The sequence below is a fragment of the Lactobacillus sp. wkB8 genome (genome assembly GCF_000761135.1).
In the GTDB taxonomy this organism is placed as follows: Bacteria; Bacillota; Bacilli; order Lactobacillales; family Lactobacillaceae; genus Lactobacillus; species Lactobacillus helsingborgensis.
In genome coordinates this window covers 770,841-782,286 of sequence record NZ_CP009531.1, presented here as the reverse complement: position 1 = coordinate 782,286, position 11,446 = coordinate 770,841, and the positions used below count along the sequence as shown (strand labels likewise).

Here is an 11,446-nt window from a genome sequence, read left to right as displayed (position 1 = left end):
AGCTTAATTGTATAAGGTTGACCGGTCAAACATAAGACATGCGAGATAGTAAATAACTTTCGAATCGGAAGACTATCTTTTGCGATAGGATCCATATTCGTTGCGCTACTTCTCATTTTTTGAACACTGCGGGTTCAACAAGCATTGTTTTGCTATGTTTCGACGACTCGGATTTCTTGAGAATTTTAGGAAACGGTCTGTTGACCGTTTTTTTTATTGGAGTTTTTATGATTATCAAAGTTGCTATCATAATTTATTTAGCTGTGTTGCTTTTAACTGCCTATTATCTTTGGCATAATCGCAAGACTCACTTTCTAATATATAACAGCAAGAATATTGCTAATTTCAGTTCAATTATGACTGGAACTGCTATCCTATTGGTTATCGAAAGTTTGATAGGAATATTTCTGGCTTTCCAGTCTAACGAATATCTTAACCTCATTACCTTGGCACTTAGTACAGTTACTATTTTAATTTTTAGCCTTTTACTTAATCAAAAGGATGATTAATTGGACTAAAATTTGGTAAAATAGTTGTAAGAGAGGTGTTTTTAATGATGAAACAATATCACCGTATTCAAGTTGCAGTTGATGGCTCAAAAGAAGCCGATTTAGCTTTCAAAAAAGCTATCGCTGCTGCTAAGCGAAACGAAGCTGCTTTGGAAATTTTACATGTCATTGATACTAGATCTTTTCAAAACGTGTCTAGTTTTGATTCCGAGATGGTAGAACAAGTGTCTAATGATGCTAAAGAAAAACTGCAGAACTACTACAATAAAGCTACAGAAGCTGGGGTTAAGGAAGTTCATTACTCAATTGAATTTGGCTCTCCCAAAGCAATTATTGCCCATCAGTTTCCGCAAAAGCACCAAATTGATTTAATTGTGTTAGGAGCAACGGGACTTAATGCCGTTGAACGAATATTGATCGGCAGTGTAACTGAATATGTAACCAGAACAGCAGATTGTGACGTTTTGGTTTGCCGTTCAAATGAAAATTTAACCAAGTAAAAAAGAGCATTTCATCTCTGAAATGCTCTTTTTGTATGTTATTAAAATTTTTAAAAGTCTCCTGCACGGCTAAACATGTAGTCTTTATTATGGAACTTCATGGACAAAATCATTCCAATACCAATCATATTACCAATTAAGGCTGATCCACCCTGGGAAATAAACGGTAATGGGATACCGGTCAATGGCAAAAGGTCAATACTCATGCCGATATTTTCAAAAACATGGAAAAGGATCATCATAATTACGCCGGTCGACACATAAGAATAAAATGCGTTCTTAGTATCAAATGTTATCCGGACCATTTGGACTATCAAGTATAAATAAAGCAAAATAACTGCTACACTACCGACAAAACCAAATGACTCACCAATTACTGAATAAACCATATCTGAGCCACGAACTGGTACGTAAACACTTAGATTTCCAAAGCCATTACCAAAAATCTGTCCAGATCCAATCGCTTGCATACTCTGCCACAATTGATAGGCTGCTTTTGAAGTATCAGTAGATGGATTCAGCCACGACATGATACGAGCAAATTGGTACGGTTGAAAAGAATGACTTAGAATAACTTGACCGCCTGGTGTAGTGACCATAAAAATCACTATCGCACCCATAATTGCAACTATGATAAACATTGGTGTTATTATCTTCCAAGATATTCCTGAAACAATAATTACCCCACCAACTATAGCGAAAAAGACAAGCATCGTGCCGAAATCATTTTGTAATTTTAAAAGTACGGCAATTGGTAGCAACCAAGCAAGCATTTTCCCAATTAAAATCCAATCGTTTTTAATGGTATGAGTAAACTTGTCATTATGTTCACGGACAACCCGCGCCAGCATCAAGATAAACGCCGGTTTCATGACCTCTGACGGCTGAAAAGAAATTGGTCCTAGCTTAAACCAGCTTTTGGCGCCGGCATCTGCAGCTATACTACGATTGTAAAAGAACAAAACCGCAATCAAAAGTACTATTCCTAATCCGTATACATAAGGTGCAATCCGGTAGAGCTGTTCAGCATCAAATTGAATGACAAAAATCACTATGGCAAATGAAATAATATACCAGAGAGCCTGCATTGCCACAGCCCTTACTGGACTGCCCATGTGACTGGGGTCATCAATTGCCGCAAAATAAATGGAATATAGGCCCACTGCTGCTAAAAGCAGCACAGGGACCACAATATTCCACGCGATGCGATCAAAAAGATTGGTTTTATTTTGTACTTTGACCATTAACTATCACAACCTATTATTTTTCATGTAAAGCAAAGTATGAGAGCAAGTCATTAATAATGCTTTCTAAACTTTTAGCATACAAGACACTATTGGTTTTACCAGTCGTTGCACGGTATCGTCCGCTTAATTTTTCAATTACACCAATAGATTTTTTCTGGGGAATAACTACTTCCCATGTTGGGTTTTCCTTGCCTTTGACTTCGTTAATTTCAACATTAATATTTTCAGGTTTTTTTGACATAAATTCTCCTACTTCATATTTGGATGAAATTTCTTTGCAATAATTTCATCTTCATATCTTTCTGGATGAGGATTACGAAATATAGTAAATTTATTTGGTACCGGATCAACACCGCCGTGCACAAAAGGATTGCACCGTAAAATCCGAGCAATACCCATAATTAGTCCCAAAATAGGACCAAATTTAGTTAAAGCGTCGACCATATAGGTCGAGCAAGTCGGATAATAACGGCACGATTTTGGCAAAGCCGGAGAAATAAATTTTTGGTAGATTTTAACTAAATAAATTAAAATTTTTCGCAAACCGTGCCTCCAAAAACTAGTGGCGCTGATGTTTTTCGATATTCTTGAGCAAAATTCCAGTTCCCAGCGCTACGGCTTCAAGTGGATGATCAGCCGTTAACACAGGCACCTTGAGGTAATAAGAAATTAGCTTATCAATATTCTTAAGCAATGCTCCACCACCGGTCAGCATAATTCCTCTGTCGATAATATCAGCAGAAAGCTCAGGCGGAGTTTTTTCTAAAACTTCTTTGGTAGCTGCAATAATAGTCATTAAGCCATCATGAAGTGCCTCTTGAATTTCAGGAGCAGACACCGTTGCTTGTTTAGGCAAACCATCAACTACATCACGACCACGTACTGTAATAGTTTCGTTTTTATCTGGTTCAAAAGCACTACCAATTTCAATTTTAATTTGTTCAGCTGTGCGAGAACCTATCAGTAAATTATGTTTGTTCTTAATGTAAGAAACAACTGCCTGGTTCATATGATCACCGGCATAGCGCAGTGATTGACTCGTAACTATCTCACCCATTGATAAAACAGCAATATCGGTAGTACCACCACCAATATCAATTACGATGTTACCTTGAGGTTTGAAAATATCAAGGCCCGCACCAACAGCAGCAACTTTAGGCTCAAAATCAAGGTAGACTTTGCCTCCACCAGACTTTTCAGCAGCCTGAATAATTGCTTTCTGTTCAATTGATGTTACTCCTGTAGGAGCACAAATTAAAATATTTGGCTTGGACATGAAGCCTTTAACGTTTAATTTTTCAATAAAGTAGGACAGCATTGCCTCTGTGATATCAAAATCTGCTATCACGCCATTTTTTAAAGGACGAATTACTCTGATGTTACCAGGGGTCCGCCCTACCATCTTATAAGCTTCTGTTCCAACAGCTACCACTTTATTTGTACTTGTATTAACAGCAACAACTGAAGGCTCATTTAAAACGATTCCCTTACCGGAAACGTTAATAAGCACATTAGCTGTTCCTAAATCTATTCCTATATCTCGTGCCACGATAATCCTCCATCATATTCAATGTATATTTTACCATAAAGATTTTAAGTTTGTGGGCGACTTTACCCGCTTTACCAAGTCTTAAAAGAAATTGCTCAGTTGAATAGAAGTGTCAATTAAGGTAATGAAGAAATTACCCACTAGAAAACCTAAGGCAATAGCCGCAAAAATTAGAAACAGCTGGGCTTCAAATACTTTATTCTTACGAATTATGTTTTCAATACGTACGCTTTTCATGATTTGAAACGACAAGCCAATCGTAATTAAATAAATTATTATACTAATTAAGGCATGAACGCCAAGTTGAAACATATTTTTTCTCACTTTTCTTAAGTCACAATAAAAGCGGACACACAAAGTAGTGCATCCGCTTAAAACTTTAATTCTATTTGTCTGAGTTGTAAACACTTATTCTGTTTACTGCCCTTCTTAATGCAACCTGTGCCCTTTCAAGAGACTTCTGGTCATGCTCTGCTTGAGCCTTCTTCAAGGCATTTTGAGCACGTTCCCGAGCAGCCTTAGCTCGAGACACATCAATATTACCGGCACGTTCTGCGCTATCAGCAATGATTGTAGCTACATTATTGGAAAATTCAAAGTAACCGCCACTGACTGCAATGTGGTTAACCACGTTGTTCATTTCACGGCTTCTCTTAACTTTAATCTCACCAATTGCAAGTGGGGTCAAAATCGGCAAGTGATTATACATGACCGAGCGTTGACCATCTATTGCTCGCATTTCGACAATGCTGGAATGGTGGGAAAAAATCAGACCATCAGGAGTTACAATATTTACCATAAAAAGCTTTTCTGGATCTGCCATTTGACATCACCTTACTTTTCTAATAATGCTTTAGCTTCTGGATCGCTAGGAGTTACACCCATTTGCTTAGCCTTCTTCAAGACATCTTCAATTGGGCCGACACTACGGAAAGCATCTTCTGGAAGATCATCTAAGTGTCCCTCCAAAATCATCTTAAAACCTTTGATGGTTTCTTTGATGGGAACATAAGAACCGGGAACCCCAGTAAACTGTTCTGCCACAAAGAAGTTTTGTGATAAGAAGAATTGAATTTTACGAGCACGGCTAACAATAACCTTTTCCTCATCAGACAACTCATCCATTCCCAAAACGGAAATGATATCTTGCAATTCATGATAACGTTGCAAAATATGTTGTACCCGAGTAGCAACTTCATAGTGTTCTTGACCAACAATTTCAGGGTCTAAAGCACTAGAAGTGGATTGCAACGGATCAACAGCTGGATAAATACCTTGTTCAACTAGGCTACGTTCCAAGTTGGTCGTAGCATCCAAGTGAGCAAAAGTAGTAGCTGGAGCTGGGTCAGTATAGTCATCGGCTGGCACATAAACCGCCTGAATTGAAGTAATGGAGCCCTTCTTAGTAGAAGTGATACGCTCTTGTAATTGCCCCATTTCAGTCGCCAATGTTGGCTGATAACCAACGGCACTAGGCATACGTCCCAGCAAGGCTGACACCTCGGAACCAGCTTGAGTAAACCGGAAAATGTTGTCAATAAAGAGTAAAACGTCTTGACCTTCAACATCTCTGAAGTATTCAGCTAATGTTAAGCCAGTTAAAGCTACACGCATTCTGGCACCAGGCGGTTCATTCATTTGACCGAAAACCATGGCGGTTTTACTTAAAACACCAGATGCTTTCATTTCAAAGTAAAGATCATTACCTTCACGTGTTCTTTCTCCAACACCGGTAAAGACTGAAATACCACCATGTTCTTGGGCAATATTATGAATTAATTCTTGAATAATCGTAGTTTTACCAACACCGGCACCACCGAATAATCCAACTTTACCACCACGAACATACGGTTCAAGCAGGTCAATAACCTTAATACCTGTTTCCAAAATTTCCTGACTAGTAGTCAGTTCATCGTACTTTGGAGCATTTTTATGAATACTTTCACGCGCATGATCTTTTTCAAATTTAGGACCGTTATCAATTGGTTCACCTAAAACATTAAAGACACGCCCCAAAGTATCATTACCTACAGGTACAGAAATCGGACCACCGGTATCTTCAACCTTCATGCCGCGCTTAAGACCATTGGTAGATTCCATGGCTATTGTTCTTAAAACGCCGTCGCCAAGCTCCAGCGTAACTTCAAGGACAATAGATTCATCATCCGATTTGATAACACGCAAAGCATTGTCGATATCAGGCAGATTTTTGTCAAGCGGAAATTTAACATCGACAACAGGGCCGATTACTTGAACAACTTCACCTTCACTCAAAACATCTACCTCCTTTTCTTAATTATTTCAAAGCATTAGCACCACTGACAATTTCAGTAATTTCAGTAGTGATTTCTGCTTGTCTTGCACGGTTTAATTTAGTAGTTAAACTCGAAACCAAATCGTCAACATTATCTGTAGCACTCTGCATCGCAGTCATTGAACTGGCGTGTTCAGCAGTCTTGGCATCCAGAATTGCGCCGTAAATAGTTGAACGGGCATATTGAGGAATTAATGTGGTTAAGACAGCATTAACGTTTGGCTCGATATCGTATTCTAAATCTTTATGTGCTTCAGCTTCTTTGACGCCAATATCAATATCGACAATTGGCAACATTTTTTCAACCCGAAATGCAGATGACAAAGAGTTAATATGGTGAGTATAACAAACGTATAACTCATCATATACTCCATTCAAATACATTTTGATCGCAGTTGAAACAATTGGTAAAACTTCATCAAAGGTCGGCACGTCACCAATATTGTCATTTTCATAGACAACATTCAGATTATTTTTCTTGAAAAAGTCAGCCCCAACAGACCCTACAGCCAAAACTTTGATATCTTTATGTTCAGCACGAGAGTCTTCAAATAATCCCATCATGTTTTTAATGACAGCACTATTATAGGAACCAACTAAACCACGGTCACCAGTGATAACCAAATAACCTGTGGAATTAACCTTTTTACGTGCTTGAACCATATCGGAAACAATACCTAAGCCGAAAACATTTTCATAATCGATTTTGCTAATGCTCTCATTGTCGATTGCCACATTTGCCTTATGCAAGTGGTTTACAACCTCGGCACTCATTAAACGCGATAAAGTTTGCCGCACATGATCATTATAAATCGTGTAGCCTTTATCCCGCTTTTCCGTTTGGTTCAACTTTGACGCGGAAACCATTCTCATGGCTTCAGTGATTTTACCAGTTTGCTTAACTGAAGCAATTTTTCTCTTCAACGCAAGTAAAGATGCAGGCATAAAGCTACCTCCTATTTATTACTTGGTGAAAAACTATCCGCAAACTTCTCAATTGCTGTTTGCAATTCTTTTTCATCCGGCAATTCACCAGTTTCACGGATATGTTTTAGCAGATCAGCATGGTTGCTGTCGAAATTGTCATATAATTCTTTTTCAAACTTGGCAATATCATCAACAGGAACTGAATCAAGATATCCGTGAGTTAAAGCGTAAAGTATAACAACTTGCTTTTCAACTGGAATAGGTGCGTGGAGTGGTTGCTTTAATACTTCTACAACTCTGCGTCCACGGTTCAATTTTGCTTGTGTTGCCTGATCCAAGTCGCTACCGAATTGGGCAAAACTCTCTAGCTCATGGAAAGCGGCAAGGTCAGTACGCAAGGTACCAGCTACCTTCTTCATCGCTTTAATCTGAGCACTACCACCAACACGGGAAACTGAGTTACCTGCATCAATGGCTGGACGAGTTCCCGCAAAGAATAAGTCGCTCTGCAAGAAAATTTGTCCGTCGGTAATTGAAATCACGTTGGTTGGAATATAAGCTGAGATATCTCCCGCTTCAGTCTGAATAAATGGTAAGGCAGTCATAGAACCGCCACCCAGTTTATCGCTTAGCTTGGCACTACGTTCAAGTAAACGTGAGTGCAAATAGAAAACATCACCAGGATAAGCTTCACGACCAGGCGGACGACGGAGAAGCAAAGAAAGTTCACGGTAAGCAACGGCTTGTTTGGACAGGTCATCAAAGACCACTAAAACATCCTTACCGTTGTACATAAATTCTTCGCCCATTGCCGTACCAGCATACGGTGCTATATAAAGCATTGGTGCTGGTTCACTTGGTCCGGCTTCAACAACAATCGTATAATCCATTGCGCCAAAGCGTTTTAAAGTTTCTACTTGGGATCTGACAGTTGATTCCTTTTGACCGATAAAGACATAGATGCAGATTACATCTTGGCCCTTTTGGTTCAAAATAGTATCTATTGCCAAACTAGTCTTACCAGTTTTACGGTCACCAATAATTAATTCACGTTGACCGCGACCGATTGGGACCAAAGCATCGATAGCCTTGATACCCGTTTGCAGCGGTTGATTAACTGACTGGCGTTCCATAACACCCGGTGCCGAAGCCTCGATTGGACGAGTCTTAGACGTTTTTATTTCGCCAAGTCCATCAACCGGCTGTCCTAATGGGTTAACAACGCGACCAATTAGTGCATCACCAACCGGTACACGCATAATTTGACCGGTTCTTTTGACTTGGTCACCTTCACGAATATCATCAAAATTGCCTAGAATAATGATACCAACATCATTTGATTCAAGGTTTTGTGCTATACCATAAGAACCATTATCAAATTCCAATAGTTCGTTGGCCAAAACATTGTTCAATCCGTGAGCCCGGGCGATACCATCACCTATGTATGTTACAACTCCGACTTCATTGATGTCGAGTTTATCATCATAGTGTTCAAGCTGCTGCTTGATTAAAGAGCTAATCTCTTCTGCTTTTATGCTCAATGGTTTCACCTCTTTTAATTTTTATTAATTAACTGCGCACGAATCTTATTCAGTTTATTTTTGACTGAACCATCAATTACGCAATCACCAACTTTTAAAACTACGCCGCCGATCAGACCTTGATCAACCTCATTTTTAAGGATGACTTTTTTAAGGCCATATTTTTGGGCGTAGCCAGCACCCAATTTTTGTAATTGCTGCTCATCTAGCGCAACGGCTGAAATAGCCACGCCAGTTGCAATTTTTTCTTTTTGATTGTATAGACTATTAAAACAATCAATGATTGCAGGCAATTCCAAAAAATGGTCATAATCTAACAGTAAATTCAAAAAATTTTGAACTTCCTTAGTCAGACCTTCTGCAATTACAGAAAGTGAGTGAGCTTTTTCTGCGCTATTAAAAATTGGATCACTAAAAACTTTCAGGATCTGAGGATAGTTTGAAATGGCTTTTGCCAGTTCCTGCAAATCTGCATGAACAGCTGTTAAAGCATCCATATCCTGTGCATAATCAAATAGTGCAGTACCATAACGTGCAGCAATTTCTGCTTTACTTAAGGCCATTATTTATTCAGCCCCTTAATGAATTGATCGACTAAATCTTTTTGGTCATCAGCAGATAAATTCTTCGCAATTACTTTTTCCGCAATCGTCACAGAAATATCTGCAACTTGTGCACGAGCTTCATCTAACGCATCAGCTTTTGCTTGTGCAGCATCGGCTTTTGCCTTTTCATGAATTGAAGCAGCATTATTATTAGCCTCTGCCACAATCTGCGTACTTGTTTTTTCCGCATTTGCTTTTGCGTCAGTAAGTATTTGCGTTGCTTCTTGTCTTGAGTTCTTCAAGGCAGCTTCACGCTCATTAGCCAAAACTTCGGCCTTTTTGCGATTGTCTGCAGCTGAATCAAGATCATTAATTACCTTTTGGCGCCTTTTTTCCATCATGTCGGAAACTGGTCCCCAAGCATAATGTTTAACCAAAAGAAGCAAAATTGCGAAAACAATCAGGTACCACAAAGTATTACCTAAATAAATATGACCTGCTGAGGCTGCAAATAAGTTATGAAATGTCATTTACTGCCCTTCTCTCTTTTACCTAAATTATTTTAAATAAAATTAAACGAAGAGAATCAGGAAAGCAACAACAATCGCCAAAATAGGAACGGCTTCAATCAGACCAACACCAATGAACATTGTTGATCTTAAGTTACCGGCGCTTTCTGGTTGACGAGCCATGCTCTCAACTGTCTTAGTAATAACTTTACCGTTACCCCAAGAAGCTGCTAAAGCAGCAATACCAGCTACGATAGCTGCTGAGATATATTTAAAAGCTTGTGACATGTTTAAACCTCCAAAAAATTATTCTTTTGTAACCTTTTTTCCGACATAGACCATGGATAAAGTTACGAAAACATATGCCTGGATAGAGCCAATGAAGACAGAGAATCCTTGCCAGATCATAGCTAACGGTGCTGCTAAAACCAAAGTGGTAACACCAAAGCTGGGAGCAAAGCTATTTCCTATTAAAGTTAATAACACTTCACCAGCGTAAATATTACCATATAAACGCAAAGACAATGTCAAGAAGTTAGTGATCTCCTCAATCATATTGATTGGAAACAGGAAACTAACAGGTTCGGCATAATTGCGCCAATAGCCACCAGTACCGAATTTTTGCATTCCGAAAGTGAATGAAAGAAGCAAGGTCATCATTGCAAATGACATTGTTGTCACTGGGTCTGCCGTAGGTGATTTAACAATCATAGTGTCGCCTACTTTAACTTCCAAGAAAAGTCCCAGTTGGTTCATAAACCAAATATAGATAAACAGAACAAAAGCATAAAGTGAAAGGTGCCTTCTGGCATCAGGATCACTGACATTGTCTTTAACAATACCATCAGTAAAATCAATCAGATATTCTAACACATTTTGCTTTTTATTCGGCTTCATTTCAACTTTGCGCGAAAGCCAAATGCAAACGAACAAAACCACAGCTGCCATCAATGTTGAGCCTATAATTCCTGTTAAATCAAATTTAAGACCCAGGAATTTAAACACAAATGATCTCTCCAATACTTCGTGACCTCCCTTCTCGTGCCCAAATTATCGAACACTCATACAATATTAACACCATTCAATAATTTTGTGAAAAATGAAAGCGAATTATACGATTATTTTACGCAAAAAAATTTATTTAGTGCCAAATAACCGGTCGCCAGCATCACCTAAACCGGGAGTAATGTAGCCATTTGGTAATAATTTGTCATCTTCTGCTGCTGTATAAATATCAACGTCAGGATTTTCTTTTTGTATAGCCTTAACTCCCTCAGGTGCGGCAACCAAAACTGCAAGCTTAATATCTTTTACTCCACGCTTTTTCAAAGCACCAATTGCCATATTTGCAGAACCACCGGTTGCAAGCATTGGATCAACCACTAAGCATTCACGTTCTGCAACATCCTTAGGCATCTTGCAGAAATATTCGTGCGGCTTAAGAGTTTCCTCATCCCGATACATGCCAATTACTCCTACTTTAGCTGATGGAATCATTTCCATTACACCGTTAAGCATACCAATACCTGCACGCAGAATTGGCACAATAGTCAGCTTTTTACCGGCAATCTCTTTTTGAGTGGTCCTGCCAATTGGTGTTTCAATTTCAACATCTTTTAGTGGCAAATCTCTGGTAATCTCGTAAGTCATTAGCCCACCGATTTCACCAACAATGCGTCTAAACTCGTTGGAACTTGTTTCCTTACGCCTAATAATTGTTAACTTGTGTTGAATTAACGGATGATTCAAAACCGTAAATTTGCCCATCTTTTTCCTCCTATAAACATAATTACGTTTACGAGTAT

16 protein-coding genes are annotated in these 11,446 nt (G+C 38.8%); 2 read left to right on the top strand and 14 right to left on the bottom strand.

Translation table 11 applies throughout. The annotated features are described in order from the left end of the window. Positions 1 to 227 precede the first annotated feature (227 nt). Together LACWKB8_RS03905 and LACWKB8_RS03900 are read left to right on the top strand one after the other, a co-directional pair. Positions 228 to 509, top strand: a complete 282-nt coding sequence (locus LACWKB8_RS03905; RefSeq protein WP_038524976.1) for a hypothetical protein — start codon at positions 228 to 230, stop codon at positions 507 to 509. 44 nt (positions 510 to 553) lie between these two features. Then, positions 554 to 1,009: a universal stress protein gene (locus tag LACWKB8_RS03900; RefSeq protein WP_038522258.1), complete on the top strand. Its 456-nt coding sequence runs from the start codon at positions 554 to 556 to the stop codon at positions 1,007 to 1,009. A 50-nt stretch (positions 1,010 to 1,059) separates the two neighbouring features. Here LACWKB8_RS03900 and LACWKB8_RS03895 read toward each other — a convergent pair whose 3' ends face one another. The 14 genes from LACWKB8_RS03895 to upp all read right to left on the bottom strand — a co-directional run bounded on the left by LACWKB8_RS03895 (position 1,060) and on the right by upp (position 11,408). Next, positions 1,060 to 2,253, bottom strand: coding sequence for an FtsW/RodA/SpoVE family cell cycle protein (locus LACWKB8_RS03895; protein WP_038522256.1), 1,194 nt, complete (start codon positions 2,251 to 2,253; stop codon positions 1,060 to 1,062). 16 nt (positions 2,254 to 2,269) lie between these two features. Continuing rightward, on the bottom strand, positions 2,270 to 2,497 hold the full coding sequence (locus tag LACWKB8_RS03890; protein WP_038522253.1) for a DUF2969 domain-containing protein: 228 nt from the start codon (positions 2,495 to 2,497) through the stop codon (positions 2,270 to 2,272). Between the two features lie 8 nt (positions 2,498 to 2,505). Then, complete coding sequence (yidD, locus tag LACWKB8_RS03885) at positions 2,506 to 2,799, bottom strand: membrane protein insertion efficiency factor YidD (protein WP_038522250.1); 294 nt, start codon at positions 2,797 to 2,799, stop codon at positions 2,506 to 2,508. A 16-nt stretch (positions 2,800 to 2,815) separates the two neighbouring features. Beyond that, positions 2,816 to 3,805 carry a rod shape-determining protein gene (locus LACWKB8_RS03880; protein ID WP_038522248.1) on the bottom strand — a complete coding sequence of 330 codons (990 nt, stop codon included), beginning with the start codon at positions 3,803 to 3,805 and terminating at the stop codon, positions 2,816 to 2,818. A gap of 81 nt (positions 3,806 to 3,886) precedes the next feature. Continuing rightward, entirely contained in the window at positions 3,887 to 4,117 is a 231-nt protein-coding gene (locus LACWKB8_RS03875) for a DUF1146 family protein (RefSeq protein WP_038522245.1), read from the bottom strand. Between the two features lie 73 nt (positions 4,118 to 4,190). Continuing rightward, positions 4,191 to 4,628 carry a F0F1 ATP synthase subunit epsilon gene (locus LACWKB8_RS03870; RefSeq protein ID WP_038522241.1) on the bottom strand — a complete coding sequence of 146 codons (438 nt, stop codon included), beginning with the start codon at positions 4,626 to 4,628 and terminating at the stop codon, positions 4,191 to 4,193. An 11-nt stretch (positions 4,629 to 4,639) separates the two neighbouring features. Beyond that, the gene (gene atpD / locus LACWKB8_RS03865) at positions 4,640 to 6,079 is read right to left on the bottom strand and encodes a F0F1 ATP synthase subunit beta (protein WP_038522239.1); all 1,440 of its coding nucleotides are present in this window, start codon (positions 6,077 to 6,079) and stop codon (positions 4,640 to 4,642) included. A 22-nt stretch (positions 6,080 to 6,101) separates the two neighbouring features. Further along, positions 6,102 to 7,064: a F0F1 ATP synthase subunit gamma gene (locus LACWKB8_RS03860; protein WP_038522236.1), complete on the bottom strand. Its 963-nt coding sequence runs from the start codon at positions 7,062 to 7,064 to the stop codon at positions 6,102 to 6,104. Positions 7,065 to 7,075: 11 nt separating this feature from the next. Then, positions 7,076 to 8,587 carry a F0F1 ATP synthase subunit alpha gene (gene atpA / locus LACWKB8_RS03855; RefSeq protein ID WP_038522233.1) on the bottom strand — a complete coding sequence of 504 codons (1,512 nt, stop codon included), beginning with the start codon at positions 8,585 to 8,587 and terminating at the stop codon, positions 7,076 to 7,078. 14 nt (positions 8,588 to 8,601) lie between these two features. Continuing rightward, the gene (gene atpH, locus LACWKB8_RS03850; protein ID WP_038522230.1) at positions 8,602 to 9,150 is read right to left on the bottom strand and encodes an ATP synthase F1 subunit delta; all 549 of its coding nucleotides are present in this window, start codon (positions 9,148 to 9,150) and stop codon (positions 8,602 to 8,604) included. Next, on the bottom strand, positions 9,150 to 9,662 hold the full coding sequence (gene atpF, locus LACWKB8_RS03845; RefSeq protein ID WP_038522228.1) for a F0F1 ATP synthase subunit B: 513 nt from the start codon (positions 9,660 to 9,662) through the stop codon (positions 9,150 to 9,152). Before atpF ends, atpH begins: the two co-directional genes overlap by 1 nt. A 42-nt stretch (positions 9,663 to 9,704) precedes the next feature. Further along, the gene (gene atpE, locus LACWKB8_RS03840; protein WP_034981200.1) at positions 9,705 to 9,929 is read right to left on the bottom strand and encodes a F0F1 ATP synthase subunit C; all 225 of its coding nucleotides are present in this window, start codon (positions 9,927 to 9,929) and stop codon (positions 9,705 to 9,707) included. 18 nt (positions 9,930 to 9,947) lie between these two features. Beyond that, positions 9,948 to 10,661: a F0F1 ATP synthase subunit A gene (atpB, locus tag LACWKB8_RS03835; RefSeq protein WP_038522220.1), complete on the bottom strand. Its 714-nt coding sequence runs from the start codon at positions 10,659 to 10,661 to the stop codon at positions 9,948 to 9,950. A gap of 117 nt (positions 10,662 to 10,778) precedes the next feature. Beyond that, positions 10,779 to 11,408 (bottom strand): uracil phosphoribosyltransferase, encoded by a 630-nt coding sequence (gene upp / locus LACWKB8_RS03830; RefSeq protein ID WP_038522217.1) that lies wholly within the window; start codon positions 11,406 to 11,408, stop codon positions 10,779 to 10,781. Positions 11,409 to 11,446: the final 38 nt, after the last annotated feature.

Excerpts from the sequence above, each read along its gene's own strand:
- LACWKB8_RS03875 (WP_038522245.1), bottom strand. The coding sequence starts at position 4,117 with ATGTTTCAACTTGGCGTTCATGCCTTAATTAGTATAATAATTTATTTA.
- LACWKB8_RS03860 (WP_038522236.1), bottom strand. The coding sequence starts at position 7,064 with ATGCCTGCATCTTTACTTGCGTTGAAGAGAAAAATTGCTTCAGTTAAG.
- LACWKB8_RS03895 (WP_038522256.1), bottom strand. The coding sequence starts at position 2,253 with ATGGTCAAAGTACAAAATAAAACCAATCTTTTTGATCGCATCGCGTGG.
- LACWKB8_RS03905 (WP_038524976.1), top strand. The coding sequence starts at position 228 with ATGATTATCAAAGTTGCTATCATAATTTATTTAGCTGTGTTGCTTTTA.
- LACWKB8_RS03870 (WP_038522241.1), bottom strand. The coding sequence starts at position 4,628 with ATGGCAGATCCAGAAAAGCTTTTTATGGTAAATATTGTAACTCCTGAT.
- atpH (WP_038522230.1), bottom strand. The coding sequence starts at position 9,150 with ATGGCCTTAAGTAAAGCAGAAATTGCTGCACGTTATGGTACTGCACTA.
- LACWKB8_RS03900 (WP_038522258.1), top strand. The coding sequence starts at position 554 with ATGATGAAACAATATCACCGTATTCAAGTTGCAGTTGATGGCTCAAAA.
- LACWKB8_RS03890 (WP_038522253.1), bottom strand. The coding sequence starts at position 2,497 with ATGTCAAAAAAACCTGAAAATATTAATGTTGAAATTAACGAAGTCAAA.
- atpF (WP_038522228.1), bottom strand. The coding sequence starts at position 9,662 with ATGACATTTCATAACTTATTTGCAGCCTCAGCAGGTCATATTTATTTA.
- upp (WP_038522217.1), bottom strand. The coding sequence starts at position 11,408 with ATGGGCAAATTTACGGTTTTGAATCATCCGTTAATTCAACACAAGTTA.
- atpE (WP_034981200.1), bottom strand. The coding sequence starts at position 9,929 with ATGTCACAAGCTTTTAAATATATCTCAGCAGCTATCGTAGCTGGTATT.